The 15,474-nt window shown below is 67.4% G+C and carries 14 protein-coding genes; 4 read left to right on the top strand and 10 right to left on the bottom strand.

All coding sequences use genetic code 11. The features are described from left to right. Nucleotides 1–11: 11 nt before the first annotated feature. Entirely contained in the window at nt 12–1,232 is a 1,221-nt protein-coding gene (locus ASPU41_RS06995; protein ID WP_069949836.1) for an IS481 family transposase, read from the top strand. Nucleotides 1,233–1,331: 99 nt separating this feature from the next. On the opposite strand, the gene ASPU41_RS06990 is transcribed toward ASPU41_RS06995, so the two are convergent. After that, nucleotides 1,332–2,075 (bottom strand): hypothetical protein, encoded by a 744-nt coding sequence (locus tag ASPU41_RS06990; RefSeq protein WP_069950312.1) that lies wholly within the window; start codon nt 2,073–2,075, stop codon nt 1,332–1,334. A gap of 57 nt (nt 2,076–2,132) precedes the next feature. Between ASPU41_RS06990 and ASPU41_RS06985 the strand changes: the two genes are divergently transcribed. Genes ASPU41_RS06985 through ASPU41_RS06975 form a run of 3 tightly spaced genes read left to right on the top strand, consistent with a single transcriptional unit; the run spans nt 2,133 to nt 4,430 of the window. Next, nucleotides 2,133–3,158 carry an A/G-specific adenine glycosylase gene (locus tag ASPU41_RS06985; RefSeq protein WP_442856237.1) on the top strand — a complete coding sequence of 342 codons (1,026 nt, stop codon included), beginning with the start codon at nt 2,133–2,135 and terminating at the stop codon, nt 3,156–3,158. A 56-nt stretch (nt 3,159–3,214) separates the two neighbouring features. Beyond that, nucleotides 3,215–3,712 carry a hypothetical protein gene (locus tag ASPU41_RS06980; protein ID WP_069950311.1) on the top strand — a complete coding sequence of 166 codons (498 nt, stop codon included), beginning with the start codon at nt 3,215–3,217 and terminating at the stop codon, nt 3,710–3,712. Nucleotides 3,713–3,737: 25 nt separating this feature from the next. Then, entirely contained in the window at nt 3,738–4,430 is a 693-nt protein-coding gene (locus ASPU41_RS06975; protein WP_157356954.1) for a hypothetical protein, read from the top strand. A 4-nt stretch (nt 4,431–4,434) separates the two neighbouring features. Here ASPU41_RS06975 and dhaM read toward each other — a convergent pair whose 3' ends face one another. The 9 genes from dhaM to lysS all read right to left on the bottom strand — a co-directional run bounded on the left by dhaM (nt 4,435) and on the right by lysS (nt 15,312). Then, complete coding sequence (dhaM, locus tag ASPU41_RS06970) at nt 4,435–5,109, bottom strand: dihydroxyacetone kinase phosphoryl donor subunit DhaM (RefSeq protein WP_069950309.1); 675 nt, start codon at nt 5,107–5,109, stop codon at nt 4,435–4,437. After that, nucleotides 5,106–5,732 carry a dihydroxyacetone kinase subunit DhaL gene (gene dhaL / locus ASPU41_RS06965; RefSeq protein WP_069950308.1) on the bottom strand — a complete coding sequence of 209 codons (627 nt, stop codon included), beginning with the start codon at nt 5,730–5,732 and terminating at the stop codon, nt 5,106–5,108. The genes dhaM and dhaL overlap by 4 nt, the downstream gene beginning before the upstream one ends. A gap of 2 nt (nt 5,733–5,734) precedes the next feature. Further along, nucleotides 5,735–6,736: a dihydroxyacetone kinase subunit DhaK gene (gene dhaK, locus ASPU41_RS06960; RefSeq protein ID WP_069950307.1), complete on the bottom strand. Its 1,002-nt coding sequence runs from the start codon at nt 6,734–6,736 to the stop codon at nt 5,735–5,737. A 525-nt stretch (nt 6,737–7,261) separates the two neighbouring features. Continuing rightward, entirely contained in the window at nt 7,262–7,771 is a 510-nt protein-coding gene (locus ASPU41_RS06955; RefSeq protein WP_069950306.1) for an amino-acid N-acetyltransferase, read from the bottom strand. 69 nt (nt 7,772–7,840) lie between these two features. After that, nucleotides 7,841–10,003 carry a S9 family peptidase gene (locus ASPU41_RS06950; protein ID WP_197515785.1) on the bottom strand — a complete coding sequence of 721 codons (2,163 nt, stop codon included), beginning with the start codon at nt 10,001–10,003 and terminating at the stop codon, nt 7,841–7,843. 183 nt (nt 10,004–10,186) lie between these two features. Beyond that, nucleotides 10,187–12,679 (bottom strand): ATP-dependent Clp protease ATP-binding subunit, encoded by a 2,493-nt coding sequence (locus ASPU41_RS06945; protein WP_069950304.1) that lies wholly within the window; start codon nt 12,677–12,679, stop codon nt 10,187–10,189. Between the two features lie 434 nt (nt 12,680–13,113). After that, the gene (locus ASPU41_RS06940; RefSeq protein WP_069950303.1) at nt 13,114–13,440 is read right to left on the bottom strand and encodes a histone-like nucleoid-structuring protein Lsr2; all 327 of its coding nucleotides are present in this window, start codon (nt 13,438–13,440) and stop codon (nt 13,114–13,116) included. A gap of 133 nt (nt 13,441–13,573) precedes the next feature. Further along, a complete protein-coding gene (locus ASPU41_RS06935; protein ID WP_069950302.1) occupies nt 13,574–13,777 on the bottom strand; it encodes a hypothetical protein in 204 nt (67 codons plus the stop codon). Between the two features lie 2 nt (nt 13,778–13,779). Further along, nucleotides 13,780–15,312 (bottom strand): lysine--tRNA ligase, encoded by a 1,533-nt coding sequence (gene lysS, locus ASPU41_RS06930; RefSeq protein WP_069950301.1) that lies wholly within the window; start codon nt 15,310–15,312, stop codon nt 13,780–13,782. Nucleotides 15,313–15,474: the final 162 nt, after the last annotated feature.

Here is a 15,474-nt window from a genome sequence, read left to right as displayed (position 1 = left end):
TTGCTCATCTCATGAGCGAACGCAATCTGGATATGAAGGTCCGTCATCTCGTAGCGTCGTGGCCTGAGGATGCCCCTCGGGGTTCAGTGACGGCGTTCTGCCGCAAGCACAAAGTCTCCCGGGCCTGGTTCTACAAGATCAAGGCCGCTGCGTCCGCTCAGGGCCCGATGAAGGCCATGGAGATGCGCTCCACGAAACCCCGGACCAGCCCGGCCCAAGTCACCCCGCGGATGGTCGAGTTGGTCCTGGACACGCGGGAAACCTTGAAGAGGATGGGCCACGACTACGGACCACTGAGCGTTGCCGCAAAACTGCGTCGGCAAGGTCTGGAACCACCGTCACGGGCGACCCTGGCCCGGATCTTCACCCGGGCCGGGGTCGTCGTCCCGGAGCCGAGGAAGAAGCCCCGGAGCGCCTATCAGCGGTTTGTATATCCCGAGCCGAACGGGTGCTGGCAGATCGACTCGACCGAGTGGCTGTTGGCCGGCAACACGAAAGTCGCGATCTTCCAACTCATTGACGATCATTCGCGACTGGCACTGGCATCGTTGGTAGCCACCGGCGAGACCAGCGAAGCCGCCATCCGCGTCGTATCGGCAGCCATCGCCCGCCACGGCGTCCCGCAGAAGTTTCTTTCGGACAACGGTGCCGCGCTGAACCCGACCAGACGCGGAAGGACCGGCGCGTTGGTGGAATATCTGAAGTCCCACGGAGTGGAGCCGATCACCGGCAAACCCTACAAACCCACCACCCAGGGCAAGAACGAACGCTTCCACCAGACGCTGCACAGGTATCTGAATCAACAACCGCCGGCACACACGATGGCAGAACTCCAGGCCTATGTCGACGAGTTTGACCGGTACTACAACACCGAACGTGAGCATCAATCACTGCCACCAGGCACCACCCCGCAGGAGGCCTGGTATGCAACGGCCAAAGCCACGCCACCCGAGCCGCCCAACCCTGAAATCACCGTGCCCGCCACCAGGCGCAGCGTCCAGCGACGGGTCGGGAAAAACGGTTCCGTTGCCGTCATCGGCATGCATTTCGGCATGGGTAAAGACCACGTCGGCGCGACCGTCCATGTCCTCTACGACGAGGCCACGATCATGTTCTTCGACGGGCGCGGAACGGAAATCATCACCCACCCGCGCCCGCCCATAGGCACAAACTACGTCGGGAACAACAAGCCCCGAGGCTTCATGGCCAACCAAACGTCCACGAAGTGCTGAGACAGGAAACGTCCACGAGGTACTGAGACATCAACTGTCCACGAGGTACTGAGACATGACAAGCCCTCAAAACGGCACTTACGGAGCACTCGACGGGGGTCAGTTGAGCTGGAACACGGCCTTGGGGCTGGTCTTGCTGGCCAGCCGCGCGGTGAAGACGTAATACGCGCCGCCCGCTCCCGGTCTGGCCTCGATGGGCTGGCAGCCCTGGACCGTGCGGTTGCGCTGCCAGGGGAAGTTGGCCGTCTCACTTTGCCCCGGCATGATGGTCTTCACGACGTCGGTGCTGTCGGCCTGGCAGTCAGTGGACGAGAAGATCCGGTCCGAGCCGCTCATGACCAGGAATTCCATCTGCGAGGTCCCCATGTTGACCTCGCACGGCACCTTGTTGCCGTTCGTCACCTTGAGCGTGAGCAGCGGGTTCTCACCGGCAGCGTAGGCGGGCTTGTCCGTGGCGGCCGTGACGGTCACGAGGTTCTGCTCGCAGCCGTTGCCCGTCGGGGGAGCCGAAGGGGATGCCGTGGCTTCCGGGCCGGCGGCCTGCCCCGTTTCCTGGCCCGACGGAGCCGCTCCCCCGCCGGAACCGGACTGCCCGGCATTGAAGATGTCCGAGGCCGCGGCGAATCCCCCGAACGCGACGGCGATCACCAGCAGCAGGGCGGCCCCCACGAACAGCCGGCGGCGCCGGTAAACGGGGCTGGCCGTTTTCCGGGCCGGCTTCCGGGCAGGGGTACGCCCGGATTTGGGCGCCGATTTTCGCGCCGCGCCGTGGGCCGCGGGTGCTCCGCTGCCGGAACCCCTCGGCCGGGAACCCTGAGTTCCGGAATTGTCTTGCCTGCCCATCCTTCTAGGCTAGAGAACCGCGCCGGGTATGGGGCCCTCCCACGCCGCAGGCGGAGTGTGGCCCTCATCTATTACGCTGAATCCATCAAAGCTCTAGCCGATTCCCCCGCCGTCCCCGCTGCCGCCCGCCCCGAAGCCGTTCCCGCAGCCCTTCCGCTGGCCGCCCTGCATGAGGCCCTGGCCGCATGGTTCGGGGCGAACGCCCGGGAACTCCCCTGGCGGGCAGCCGAATGCACGCCATGGGGCGTTCTGGTCAGCGAGATCATGCTGCAGCAGACGCCGGTAGTGCGCGTGCTGCCGGTCTGGGAGGAATGGCTGCGGCGCTGGCCGGAGCCCTCCGATCTGGCCCGCGAGCCCGCCGGCGAAGCCGTCCGGGCCTGGGGCCGGCTGGGCTACCCGCGGCGCGCGCTGCGGCTGCACGCGGCCGCCGCCGCCATCGGTTCGGACCACGGCGGAAAAGTTCCCGGAACCTACCCGGAACTGCTGGAGCTGCCCGGGGTGGGCAGCTACACGGCAGCCGCCGTCGCCGCCTTCGCCTTCGGGCGCCGGGCAACCGTGGTCGACACCAATATCCGCCGCGTGCACGCGCGGCTCTTTTCCGGCGCAGCCCTGCCTTCCCAGTCGCTGACCGCCGCGGAGATGCGGCTGGCCGCGCAGGCGCTGCCGGACGGTGCCGGCGCCTCGGTCCGCTGGAACGCCTCCGTCATGGAACTGGGCGCCCTGGTGTGCACCGCGCGGTCCCCGAAATGCGGGGAATGCCCGGTCCGCGGCTCCTGCGCCTGGCTCGCAGCCGGTGAGCCGCCGCCGAGCTACACACCGAAAGGGCAGTCCTGGCACGGAACCGACCGCCAGCTGCGCGGAGCCGTGCTGGCGGTGCTGCGCGTGGCAGAGTCGCCGGTGGCCCCGGAGCTGTTCGAGCGGGCCCCGGCGGACCTTGGCTTCGCACCGGCCGGCATCGGAATCCCGCTGGCCGCGCTACACCGGCTCAACTCCGCGCCGGAGCAACTGGACCGCGCGCTGGCCGGACTGCTCAGCGACGGTCTGGCCGAGCTGCATCCGTCCGGCTTCCAGCTGCCCGCCTGATCCCGGCCGAAGGCCGGGCCCCTAGCTGGACGGACCTCCCGGAACTACCCTGAAGCATGCGCACGTTCACGGCCCTTGCGGGCCTGGCTTGCACCGCACTGCTGGCCACCGGGTGCCAGCCCGAGACGGCGTGCCCGGCGATCGCCCAGGCACCGGTCGTTGCGCTGACCGTGGCCCGGGAGTACACCGCCTCGGTGAAAACACTCAGGCTCGAAGCCTGCCAGGACGGGCGCTGCACGGAGGCTGAACTTGAGCTCTTCCCGGGCAGCACCACGGTGGATCAGGGCTGCGAGCCCGGGCCCTACGGCGACGACCGCCCCTGTTCGGCGACCGCCTCCCCTGACGGCACCCTGACGGGGATGCTCACGCTTGATCCGCTCACCGAGTCCCCGATCGAGGCCAGCGTGGGCGGAACCGGCCCCGGCGGCCTGCCCCTGCCGGTCCGGACCCTGACGTTCACGCCGCGGGTTGCTTACCCGTACGGAAAGCAGTGCGGCAGGTTCATCTCAGCCGGAGTGCTACTTGATGCGGAAGGTCTCCACCAGGCCGGCTAGCCCGCGCGGAGAAAAGGTGAACACCGTGAACGCGAAAAACATCAGCCGCTGGATCCGGGCCGGCTTGTGGGCCCTGCCCGTCTCGGCGCTCGTCACTGCCTGGTCCACGCTGGAACCGCAGCCGGACCAGGAGCGGGACCCTGATGCCTGGGCCCGGTTTGTCAGCTCCGATTCATACCACTTGAGCCACTTGTGGGGCAGCACCGCCGGCACGGTCCTCGCCATCTTCGGCCTCTTTGCCCTGGGCTGCTGCCTTGCCAACAGCCGGGTCGGTGGCCTGGCCCTGGCAGCGATGGTCACCGCTGCCGCAGGCACGGCCCTGCTGCTGGTGCCCGCCGTGATTTCGACCTTCGCCACTCCCGCCATCGGAAAGGCCTACCTGGCCGGAAACCAGGACGTGATGGACCTGGAGTTCCCCGGGTCCATGACAGCGGCGTTCCTGCTGGGGCTCCTGCTCGCGTTCCTCGGCAACGTGCTGCTGGGGATCGCGGTCTGGCGCTCACACCAGCTGCCGCGCTGGTCCGGGGTGCTCTGGGCGGCCGGCGCCGTGTTGTTCTATGTGCTGGGCGTTGTCCTGGGGCAGGCGACGACGGGAAGCAGCCTGCCGACCCAGACCGCCGGGGCCCTGCTGATGGCAGCCGCCGGCGGATGGATCGCCTGGAGTGGATCCCGGCAGGTCCCGGTGGAACCGGACCTGCCCGCGGCCGGTACGGCCTGAAAGCCTAGGGTTCGCCGAACCCCGCCGTGATCAGTCCGCGCAGGTAGTCCACGGCTTTTGCGGCTTCCGGGCCGCTGGCTTCTATGTGCAGCACCGCTCCCTTGGCCGCTCCGAGCATCATGAGCTCCGTCATCGACGCTCCGTCGACGCCGTTGACGGTCACCTCGGCGTCCATGCCGGAGAGCCCGCCGGCAATCTTCGCGGCCGGGCGGGCGTGCATGCCTGCCTTGTTGACGAGTTCAAAGTCCCCGGTCGCCTCCGGGGGCCGGCGCTCGTGCGCGTGCTGCGGCGCGGCCGGCGGACGGTACACGGCTTCCGCGGCTTCCTTCACGCCTTCGGCGTCGGCTCCGGCCTGGGCCGCCACGGCGGCGGCGACCAGGCCCTCGACGAGGGGCGCGTCGGCCAGCAGCACGGAGGACGGATCCGCCATGAATTCCACCGCGGACTCGGCTGTCATCACGGCCGAGCCCAGATCCGTCAGGACGACTGTGCCGTCGCGGTTGGCGTCCCCCGCCTGTTCGAGCGCGGCCATGACCCGCTCGAGGCTTGTGCCGATCCGGCCGTCGTCGGTGCCGCCGGCGGGGAGGATCAGCACGTCAGGCGCCATCTGGGCGGCAAGCTCGACGGCGCCGTCGGCGATCTTTTCACTGTGGGAGACGACGACGAGCGTGACCGTCATTCGGCCGCCCCGGCGGCGGCGCGCAGGATCAGGGCGCTGGAGACGGCGCCCGGGTCCCGGTGCCCGATGCTGCGCTCCCCCAGGTAGCTGGCGCGGCCCTTGCGGGCGAGCATCGGGTCGGTGGATACGGCCCCGGCTTCGGCTGCCTCCGCGGCGGCGGCCAGGACCTTGTGCACATCGCTGTCACCGGCGGCAGCAGCAGCCGCGTCGACCGCCGGGGTCCAGGCGTCCACCATCGTCTTATCGCCGGATTCCGCCTTTCCGCGGGCCACGATTCCGTCCCGCGCGGCCTGATACGCCGCGGCCAGGGTGGCGGCGTCGATGTCCGCCGTCTCGCCCAGTGCCGTGGCCGCCCGGAGGAAGGCCGTGCCGTAGAGCGGCCCGGCGGCTCCGCCGACCTTGGACATCAGGGTCATGGCAGTCAGCTTCAGCGCCGCCCCGGCGGTTTCCGGCGGCGTCTCGGCGATCTTGAGCATGACCGCCTGGAAACCCCGGTCCATGTTCTCGCCGTGGTCCGAATCGCCGATCGGCCGGTCCAGTTCGATGAGTTCCTCCCGGTGCTCCGCCATGGCCTGGGCCGAGAGCGTCAGCCACCGCAGCGCCCAGTTGACGTCGAGCCCCACGGTCAGACGCCCCAGCGGAGGGCCGCGGTGTGGACGGGCGCGTCCCAGAGCGCAGTCATCTCATCATCGAGGCGCAGCACGGTGATGGAGCACCCCTGCATTTCGAGCGAAGTGATGTAGTTGCCGACCAGCGAGCGTGCCACGGTGATGCCCTTCCCGGCCAGCTGCTGCGCAGCGCGGCGGTAAACGATGTAGAGCTCGCTCAGCGGGGTGCCGCCCATGCCGTTGACGAACAGGAGCACTTTGTCCCCGGAAGCCAGGCCGAGGTCGCTGACGACCGGTTCCAGCAGGCGGTCGGTGATGCCGTCGGCGTTCTCCATGGGAATCTTGTGCCGGCCGGGCTCGCCGTGGATGCCGATGCCGATCTCGATTTCGTTTTCCTCCAGCACAAAACTTGGCGCCCCCGCATGCGGGACCGTGCAGGCGGTCAATGCGACGCCCATGCTGCGCACGTTCGCGTTGACGCGGTCGCCGATCGCGGCGACCGCGTCCAGGTTGTCACCGCGTTCAGCGGCGGCGCCCGCGATCTTCTCCACCAGGACGGTCCCGCCCACGCCGCGCCGCCCGGCGGTGTAAAGCGAATCCTGCACCGCGACGTCGTCATTGACCAGCACAGTGCGGACCTGCACGCCCTCCGCCTCGGCCAGCTCGGAGGCTGTCTCAAAGTTCAGCACGTCGCCCGTGTAGTTCTTCACGATGTGCACGACGCCGGCACCTGAGTTGACGGCGAGCGTGGCGGGAAGGATCTGGTCGGGTGTGGGTGAGGTGAACACGGCGCCCGGCACGGCGGCGTCGAGCATTCCCATTCCGACGTAGCCGCCATGCAGGGGCTCGTGCCCGCTGCCGCCGCCGGAAACCAGCCCGACTTTTCCTGCCACCGGCGCGTCTTTGCGCACGATGTACTTGGGGTCCGCAAAGACGGTCACGAGGTCGGCATGGGCAAGCCCGAAACCCTCCACTGACTCGTCAACCACTGCGCGGGGATCATTGATGAGCTTCTTCATGGCGGTGCTCCCTGGATGGTGTCCTGGCTGCTTGCTCTGACCCTACTACCGGCGCCCAGCCAGCGGTAGGCTCCGGTTTTGCGACCCCTGACGCGGGAACGTGTGCTCTCGGACGACGCCCGTCCCGGGATCCGCGGGTGTGGACGTCAGGTTCGTTTGTCTGCCGACAGGGGGAAACTCGGCCAGGCGTCGCTGCCGAGCCAGGAGAACGGCGGCGCGGCATGCTGCCCCCGGTTGCTCCCGGGCGCCGGACCGGGCCCGGCGGCAGGGCGCGCGGGCGGTACGGGCGCGGGGACCTCAGCGGGATTTTCCCCGGCGCCGCGGGCGCCGGCGCGGCGTGCCGCGCCCGCACCGGTCATCGTCATTTGGAAAGCAGAGAAATCTGGAAAAATCACGCGCTCGTGCAATTTCTTGCCTCCGGAAGTCGGGTGGTCCACCCCCTGGACCGGGGCCAGTTTATCCATCAAATTTACAGATGGGAAGTCCCCGGAGCCCGTTACCCGGACGGCCTCCGGCCGCGTGAAACTAGAGGGTCTTGATCATCCGGGTATTGCCGAGCGTGTTGGGCTTTACCCGGGCCAGGTCCAGGAACTCGGCAACGCCCTCGTCATGGGAGCGCAGCAGCTCCGAATACACCACGGGGTCGACGGCGGTCTGGTCGGCCATGACTTCGAAGCCGTGCTTCTTGAAGAAGTCCACCTCGAAGGTCAGGCAGAACACGCGGGAGACGCCGAGTGCCCTGGCCTCCTCCAGCAGCCGCTCCACCAGCAGGTGGCCCACACCCTTGCCCCGCCAGGCATCCGAGGTGGCGAGCGTGCGCACCTCGGCGAGGTCCTCCCACATGACGTGCAGCGCTCCGCAGCCGATCACTTCACCGTCCGCCGATTCGGCGATTCGGAACTCCTGCAGGCTTTCGTAATACGCCACGGTTTCCTTGGCCATCAGGATCCGCTTGTCGGCCAGCGGCGCCACGAGGGTCTTGATCGCTCCGACATCGCTCGTGCGGGCAGGGCGGATGCGGATTGTCTCAGTCACAGCCCAATCCTACGGGGGCCCTGCCTGTGTCCTGAGAATCGTCCGTGCCCCCGGGCCGGATGGTGAGGCCTATAAACCCAGCTCGTCCGGCACCGGCAGATCCTTGTCCAGCAGGTTGCGGGCGAGGAAGTGTTCCACGACGCCGTACCAGACCTTGGCGTGCTGCGGCTGCAGGATCCAGTGGTTTTCGTCCGGGAAATACAGGAAGCGGTGGGCGGTTTCGCCGTTCTCGTCGGCCGCCAGCCGGGACCTGGAGAGCAGTTCATACCAAAGACGCAGACCCTCGCCGATCGGTACCCGGTAGTCCTTGTCGCCATGGATAACGAGCATTGGGGTGCTGATGTTTTCCACATGCAGGTGCGGGGAGTTCTCCAGCGCCATCTCGGCCGTCATCTCCCTGAGCCAGTACTGCGCGGCGTCGGTGGTGGGGCCGAACTGATCCAGCGCCCAGAGACTGGCGTGGGTGACGACCGCCTTGAACCGGTCCGTGTGGCCGGCCACCCAGTTGGCCATGTAGCCCCCGAAGGACCCGCCCATAGCCGCGGTGCGGGTCTCGTCGATGTCCGGCCGCTGCACAACGGCATCGGTGATGGCCATCAGGTCGGTGAACGGGGCCTTGCCCCATTCACCCCAGCCGCGCTGGATGTGGTGCTGGCCGTAACCGGTGGACAGCGCGGGGTCCGGCAGCAGCACCGCATACCCCCGGGCCACGAGCAGCCACGGGTTCCAGCGCCAGGTCCAGGCATTCCAGGAACCGAGCGGGCCGCCATGGATCCAGAGCAGGAGGGGCGCCGGGCTGCCGGCAGAGGCGCCTTCAGGCAGTGCCAGGTAGGCCGGCACGCGGGTGCCGTCTGCCGCCGTCGTCTCCACGCGTTCCAGCGAGCCCTGGTAGCGGGGGCGTTCGGCCGGGGCAGGGAGCCGGACGGTGCCGCCGCCGGCGAGGTCGATCCGCACGGCCTCGGCCGGGAACTCGTAGGAGCTGCGCAGCGCGTAGGCGGCGTGGCCGTCCGGGGCGACCACGACGTCGGTGTACGCGGCGTTGTCTGCGGTCAGGCGGGTGACCTGGGCTGGTCCACCGTCGCCGGACAGGCTGATCCGGAAAACCGGGGAGGCGCCGTCCTCATCGGCAGTGACGAGCAGGGCCGATCCGTCCGGCAGCCACGCGGCGGGGTGCGGCCAGCGGTCCCAGCCGTGCACGAGCGGCGTCAGCGCGGATCCGCCGGTTCCCTCATCAGCGCCGGACGCAGGTCCGGACCCAGCACCGGATGCTGCACCGGTCAGGTCGAGCAGGTGCAGCCTGAGCTGGGGTGCGTGTTCCGGGGTGGTGTCGCTCTCGCTGAGCACCACCAGCGTCCCGTTGTCGGGGCTGACCGGCCCGGGGAAGTAGCTCATTCCCGCGGTGTCCAGCAGCACGGTGCGGGTGCCGCTGGCGACGTCGATCGCGACGAGGACCGACCGTGAATTCGCGTGCGCGAGCGGCCTGGCGAAGCTGCTGTAGATCGTCCTGCCGTCCGGGCTGACGACGGCACTTGCGTCGCGAAGGCCTGCGCCGGCGTCGGGGGTGAGATTGCGCAGCTTCAGCGGCGCTGCGGCGTCAACCGTTGCGGGCTTGCCCGGCTCCTCTTCCTCGCCGGGCTCGACGGCGAAGAGCCTCGGCTGGGCGGGTCCCAGATCGGCGTCCCAGTAGCGGACAGGATAGCCAGTGTGCAGGATGGCGGCGACCTTGTTGTCCTTGCGCGCCTTGCGGCGCTCCTCATCATTATCCTCGTCCGTGGCCCCTGCCAGCACGGGGGCATTGACGAAAAGAGCGCCGGTCTCCCGGGCGGCCAGGAGTGCACTGATTCCTCCGGCCCGGGTGAGCACGACGCGGGCCTCGCCGCCGTCCGCGGGCAGCATCCACAGGGCGTTGACAGGCTCGGCGTCAGGGTTTTCCGGGTCCGGGCGGGCGGAACTGAAGTACAGGTCCCCGCCGGCGGCAAACACGGCCCCGGCCTCCCCCTTGGCACTGCGGGTGATCCGGCGGGCCTGCTTGTGCCCTTCCGGGTCCAGCTCCCACAGGGCGGTGCCGTATTCGGTGCCCGTGGCGTTGAGCGTGGCCACGGTCGTGACCAGCCGCCGGCCGTCGGGGCTCAGGGCCAGGCCGCTGACCCTGGGGATGGCGAGGTAATGGTCCAGATCGTGGAACGGGGTCTCGGGTTTTTCGCTCAGGGTCGCTGAGCCGTTGGAAGCCATGCACCGATTCAACACCCCCTGTGCCCCGCATCACACCATTTTCACCCACAGTGAAACACTGTCTTCACACCCGCCCGGGGGCCCCGGGCCCGGCGGGCACCGGGCCCGGCGGGCACCGGCCCAGGGCAGCACAAAGGCCCCGCCAACTCCTTTCGGAGCGGACGGGGCCTCTGAATTTACTGCTTAGACGCTCGGAGCGATCTCCGGGATGCGCGGCTTGGTGTTGCCGGCGAAGGTGAACTTGGCGTCGTCACCTTCGCCTTCCACATCCACCACCACGATGTCGCCGGCGTGGATCTCGCCGAAGAGGATCTTCTCGGAGAGCTGGTCCTCGATCTCGCGCTGGATGGTCCGGCGCAGCGGCCGGGCGCCCATGGCGGGGTCGTAGCCGCGGGTTGCCAGCAGGATCTTGGCCGCGGGCGTGAGCTCGATGCCCATGTCCTTGTCCTTGAGGCGCTTCTCCAGGCGGCCGACGAACATGTCCACGATCTCGATGATCTCGTCCTGGGTCAGCTGCGGGAAGACCACAACGTCATCAACACGGTTCAGGAACTCGGGACGGAAGTGCTGCTTGAGCTCCTCCGTGACGCGGGCCCGCATCCGGTTGTAGCCGGTCTGCGTGTCCGTGCCGGACTGGAAGCCGGTGGCAACGCTCTTGGAGATGTCCCGGGTGCCGAGGTTGGTGGTCATGATGATCACGGTGTTCTTGAAGTCCACCACCCGGCCCTGGGAGTCGGTCAGCCGGCCGTCTTCCAGGATCTGCAGCAGCGAGTTGAAGAGGTCGGCGTGCGCCTTCTCCACTTCATCGAACAGGACCACGGAGAACGGGCGGCGGCGGACCTTCTCGGTCAGCTGCCCGCCTTCCTCGTAGCCCACGTAGCCCGGAGGGGCGCCGAAGAGACGCGACACCGTGTGCTTCTCCGAGTACTCGGACATGTCCAGGGTGATCAGGGCGTCTTCCTCGCCGAAGAGGAATTCAGCCAGGGCCTTGGCGAGCTCGGTCTTGCCGACGCCGGTGGGGCCGGCAAAGATGAACGAACCGCCCGGACGCTTCGGGTCCTTCAGGCCTGCACGGGTGCGGCGGATCGCCTGGGACAGGGACCTGATGGCCTCGTCCTGGCCGACCACGCGCTTGTGCAGCTCGTCTTCCATCTTCAGCAGCCGCGAGGACTCTTCCTCGGTCAGCTTGAACACCGGGATGCCGGTGGAGTTCGCCAGCACCTCCGCAATCAGGTCCTCATCAACCTCGGAGATGTCATCCATGCCGCCGGTCTTCCACTGGCGTTCCTTCTCGGCACGCTCGGCAATGAGCTTCTGCTCCTTGTCTCGCAGCGAGGCGGCACCTTCGAAGTCCTGCGCGTCAATCGCGGATTCCTTCTCCAGCTTCATGGCGGCGATCTTCTCGTCCATGATTTTCAGCTCCGGCGGAGCGGTCATCCGGCGGATGCGCAGCCGCGCGCCGGCCTCATCGATCAGGTCAATCGCCTTGTCCGGCAGGAAGCGGTCCGAGATGTAGCGCTCGGAAAGGCTCGCCGCCGAGGCGAGGGCGCCGTCGGTGATGGTGACGCGGTGGTGCGCCTCGTACCGGTCGCGGAGGCCCTTGAGAATCTCGATCGCGTGCGCGACAGAGGGCTCCTTGACCTGGATCGGCTGGAAACGGCGTTCCAGCGCGGCGTCCTTCTCGATGTGCTTGCGGTACTCGTCCAGCGTGGTGGCGCCAATGGTCTGGAGCTCACCGCGGGCCAGCATGGGCTTCAGGATCGAGGCCGCATCGATGGCGCCCTCGGCGGCACCGGCACCGACCAGGGTGTGGATCTCGTCGATGAACAAGATGATGTCACCGCGGGTGCGGATCTCCTTGAGGACCTTCTTCAGGCGCTCTTCGAAATCACCGCGGTAGCGCGAGCCGGCCACGAGCGAGCCAAGGTCAAGCGTGTACAGCTGCTTGTCCTTGATGGTTTCCGGGACGTCGCCGCGGACAATCGCCTGGGCAAGGCCCTCGACGACGGCGGTCTTGCCGACACCGGGCTCGCCGATCAGCACGGGGTTGTTCTTGGTGCGCCGGGAAAGCACCTGCATGACGCGTTCCATTTCGGACTCGCGGCCGATGACGGGGTCCAGCTTGTTCTCCCGGGCGGCCTGGGTCAGGTTGCGGCCGAACTGGTCCAGGACGACGGAACCGGCAGGGGTGCCTTCGGCCTGGCCCGGGCCAACGCCGGCGCCGGTGGTTTCTTTGCCCTGGTAACCCGAGAGCAGTTGGATGACCTGCTGGCGGACGCGGTTGAGGTCCGCCCCGAGCTTGACCAGCACCTGGGCGGCAACGCCTTCACCCTCGCGGATGAGGCCGAGCAGGATGTGCTCGGTGCCGATGTAGTTGTGTCCCAGCTGCAAGGCCTCGCGGAGCGAGAGTTCCAAGACCTTCTTGGCACGGGGGGTGAAGGGGATGTGTCCGGACGGGGCCTGCTGGCCCTGCCCGATGATCTCCTGCACCTGCTCGCGGACGCCGTCGAGCGAAATGCTCAAGGACTCAAGGGCTTTGGCAGCAACACCTTCACCTTCATGGATCAGACCCAAGAGGATGTGTTCGGTACCGATGTAATTGTGGTTCAGCATGCGCGCCTCTTCTTGGGCAAGCACAACTACGCGACGGGCACGGTCCGTAAATCGCTCAAACATTTCGCCACACTCCTAGCTACGAATACTTTGATGCTACGTGTCCGGGTTCAAGAATTGTGGCTTGTTCGCCACAGGGGAAACCGGGACGCCGCAGCCGCGTCACATCACGGCACGAACGGCGGGCCGGCCGGGCCTCCGCAACGGACGCAGCCGGGCCCCCGCGACGTCGCCCTGCGGGGCGGCCGGGCCCCTGCGGTGCCGGCAGGGTGCTTGAACCATGCCGGGCGCTGCGCTCCTGCCCGGTTGCTTCTTCCGGAACGGGACGCAACCGGTGTGTCCACGGCTCTGGACCGCTTCTTTGCCCGGTAACTGGGCTGGAAGGCGCGGCGGCTCCGGCAGCGCCGCGGGGACCACGAAAATGCCCCCGCCAAAAAGCGGGGGCAAAGTCATTGATGATATTGCGTCCGGGCGCTTACGGCGCCGCAGGACCCTGGCTAAGAATTCGCCTTTTGGTAGGCTTCCTGAATTTCAGCCTGGATGCGCCCGCGGCTGTTTACCGCATAGCCGTTATCGCGGGCCCACTGCCTAATCTGGGCGGAGTCCTGGTTCCGGCCGGATGAAATCTTGGTGCGGGTCGCGCGGCCGCTTGAGGTCTTGCGTGCGTGGCTTACAAACCGCTCAACTGCAGAGCGCAGCGCTGCGGCATTGTCCGAGGACAGGTCGATTTCGTAGCTGACGCCGTCAAGGCCAAACCGCACGGTCTCGTCCGCGGATCCCCCATCCAGATCATCAACAAGGATGATTTTTACTTTCTGTGCCATTAAAGACTCTCTTTCCAAAAGGATGAGTATTTAGGAAAAGCAGGTTCTGCCTGTTTAAAAGTATCCTCTGCTTTATGGCAACGAGTCAAAGCGGAAAATGGTTTCCAAAGGAAAACCCAAGGTCAAATGGCCGTTATTTGTCCGGGCCGCCGGAATGGCCGCCGGAATGGTCGCCGCGGCCAAGGGTATGAGGCGCCTGGGCTTTTTCGTCGGCTTCCGCCTGGGCGCGCGCTTCGGCCTGGCGCTCGGATTTGTCGGCATTGAAAATCGATTTCATGGCGAACCAGAAAATCAGGCCAACGACGACGGAGGGAAGCAATACGGCGATGTACTCCATGGTCAGTGTCCTTCGGGCTTCAGTAGCGGGAACAGGATGGTCTCGCGGATGCCCGCGCCGGTGAAGAGCATGACCAGCCGGTCGATGCCCAGGCCGATCCCGCCCATCGGCGGGGCACCGTACTCCAGCGCGCGGAGGAAGTCCTCGTCCAGCTGCATGGCCTCGACGTCGCCGGCGGCCGAGCGGCGGGACTGCTCGGTGAGCCGTTCGCGCTGGATGACCGGGTCAATCAGCTCGGAGAAGGCCGTGCCGCGCTCCATGCCGCCGATGATGAGGTCCCACGCCTCGATCAGCCGGTCATCCTCGCGGTGCTGGCGGGCCAGCGGCTGGGCCGACGGCGGGTAGTCGTAGACGAAGGTCGGATTCAGCAGGGTCGGCTCGACCAGTTCGCCGAAGAGTTCGACCACCAGCTTCTCGGCATCCCAGTTGGCGTCAACCTTGACCTCGTGCTTGGCGGCGAGCGCCAGCAGTTCCGGCGCCGGGGTCCCGGGCGTGATTTCCTGGCCCACGGTTTCGGACAGTCCCGGGTAGACCGCCATCCACGCCCAGTCGCCGTCGAGGTTGATCTCCCCCGCTTCGGTCTGCAGGACCCGGCCAACGCCGGCCGCGTCGGCGGCGTCAAGGATGAGTTCCTTGATGCGGTCCGCCATGACGAACTGGTCGGCCCAGGCCTCATAGCTCTCCAGGGTGGTGAATTCCGGGCTGTGGGTGGAGTCCACACCTTCGTTGCGGAAGACCCGGCCCATGTCGTAGACGCGGTCGATTCCGCCGACGACGGTTCGCTTAAGGTAGAGCTCGGTGGCGATCCGCAGGGTCATTTTCTGGTCGAACGCGTTCATGTGTGTCTCGAAGGGGCGTGCCGTGGCGCCGCCGTGAACCAGCTGCAGCATCGGGGTTTCCACCTCGACGTAGCCCTGGCGGTGCAGGGTCTCGCGGATGGAACGGGTAATGGCGGCACGGGTGTAGACCATTTCGCGGGCTTCGTCCCGGACGATGAGGTCCACGTAGCGCTGGCGGACGCGGGTTTCCTCGTTGAGCTCGGCGTGCAGCACCGGCAGCGGTCGCAGCGCCTTGGATGCCATGGACCATGACCCGGCCATGACCGAAAGCTCGCCGCGCCGCGAGGAGATCACCTCGCCCTTGACGAACACGTGGTCGCCGAGGTCCACGAGGGCCTTCCAGTCGGCGAGCGCATCCTCGCCGATGTTGGCCAGGCTCAGCATGACCTGCAGACGGACGGCCTTGCCGTCGGTGCCGCCCTCCTGGAGCGTGGCGAAGCAGAGCTTGCCGGTGTTGCGGATGAAGACGATGCGGCCGGTCACGCCGACGACGTCGCCGGTGGTTTCGTCGGCCTCGAGGTGCGCGTACTTCTCCCGGATTTCACCCAGTGAATGTGTGCGCTCAACACCCACCGGATACGCCTCAATGCCGCGCTCGATCAGCCTGGCGCGCTTCTCCATGCGGATGCGCGTCTGTTCGCTGGCGTCGTGGGAGTCGGCGGCGGTGTTCGGGGCGGAGGTGTTTTGGGAAGTCACAATCCCTAAGTTTACCGGGGTTTCCGCCCGGGCCGGTCCGGCACGGCTGCGGCCCGTTGCGGACCGGACCCAAGGCTGCGCCGGATGCGGGCGGCGCTGGACACCGGCGCCGATTTGGCGGACTTCGCGTCCGTGCCCCCGCTCCGATGCTGAGCGGGGGCG

It is taken from the genome of Arthrobacter sp. U41 (genome assembly GCF_001750145.1).
Lineage (GTDB): Bacteria > Actinomycetota > Actinomycetes > Actinomycetales > Micrococcaceae > Arthrobacter.
Note: the sequence above shows the minus strand (reverse complement) of the source record. Positions and strands in the feature narration are given on the sequence as shown.

Bases quoted from the DNA above. Each gene is read 5' to 3' on its own strand.
- ASPU41_RS06980 (WP_069950311.1), top strand. From the start codon at position 3,215: ATGCGCACGTTCACGGCCCTTGCGGGCCTGGCTTGCACCGCACTGCTG.
- ASPU41_RS06940 (WP_069950303.1), bottom strand. From the start codon at position 13,440: ATGGCACAGAAAGTAAAAATCATCCTTGTTGATGATCTGGATGGGGGA.
- ASPU41_RS06945 (WP_069950304.1), bottom strand. From the start codon at position 12,679: ATGTTTGAGCGATTTACGGACCGTGCCCGTCGCGTAGTTGTGCTTGCC.
- dhaM (WP_069950309.1), bottom strand. From the start codon at position 5,109: ATGACGGTCACGCTCGTCGTCGTCTCCCACAGTGAAAAGATCGCCGAC.
- ASPU41_RS06990 (WP_069950312.1), bottom strand. From the start codon at position 2,075: ATGGGCAGGCAAGACAATTCCGGAACTCAGGGTTCCCGGCCGAGGGGT.
- ASPU41_RS06950 (WP_197515785.1), bottom strand. From the start codon at position 10,003: ATGGCTTCCAACGGCTCAGCGACCCTGAGCGAAAAACCCGAGACCCCG.
- dhaK (WP_069950307.1), bottom strand. From the start codon at position 6,736: ATGAAGAAGCTCATCAATGATCCCCGCGCAGTGGTTGACGAGTCAGTG.
- ASPU41_RS06935 (WP_069950302.1), bottom strand. From the start codon at position 13,777: ATGGAGTACATCGCCGTATTGCTTCCCTCCGTCGTCGTTGGCCTGATT.
- ASPU41_RS06995 (WP_069949836.1), top strand. From the start codon at position 12: ATGAGCGAACGCAATCTGGATATGAAGGTCCGTCATCTCGTAGCGTCG.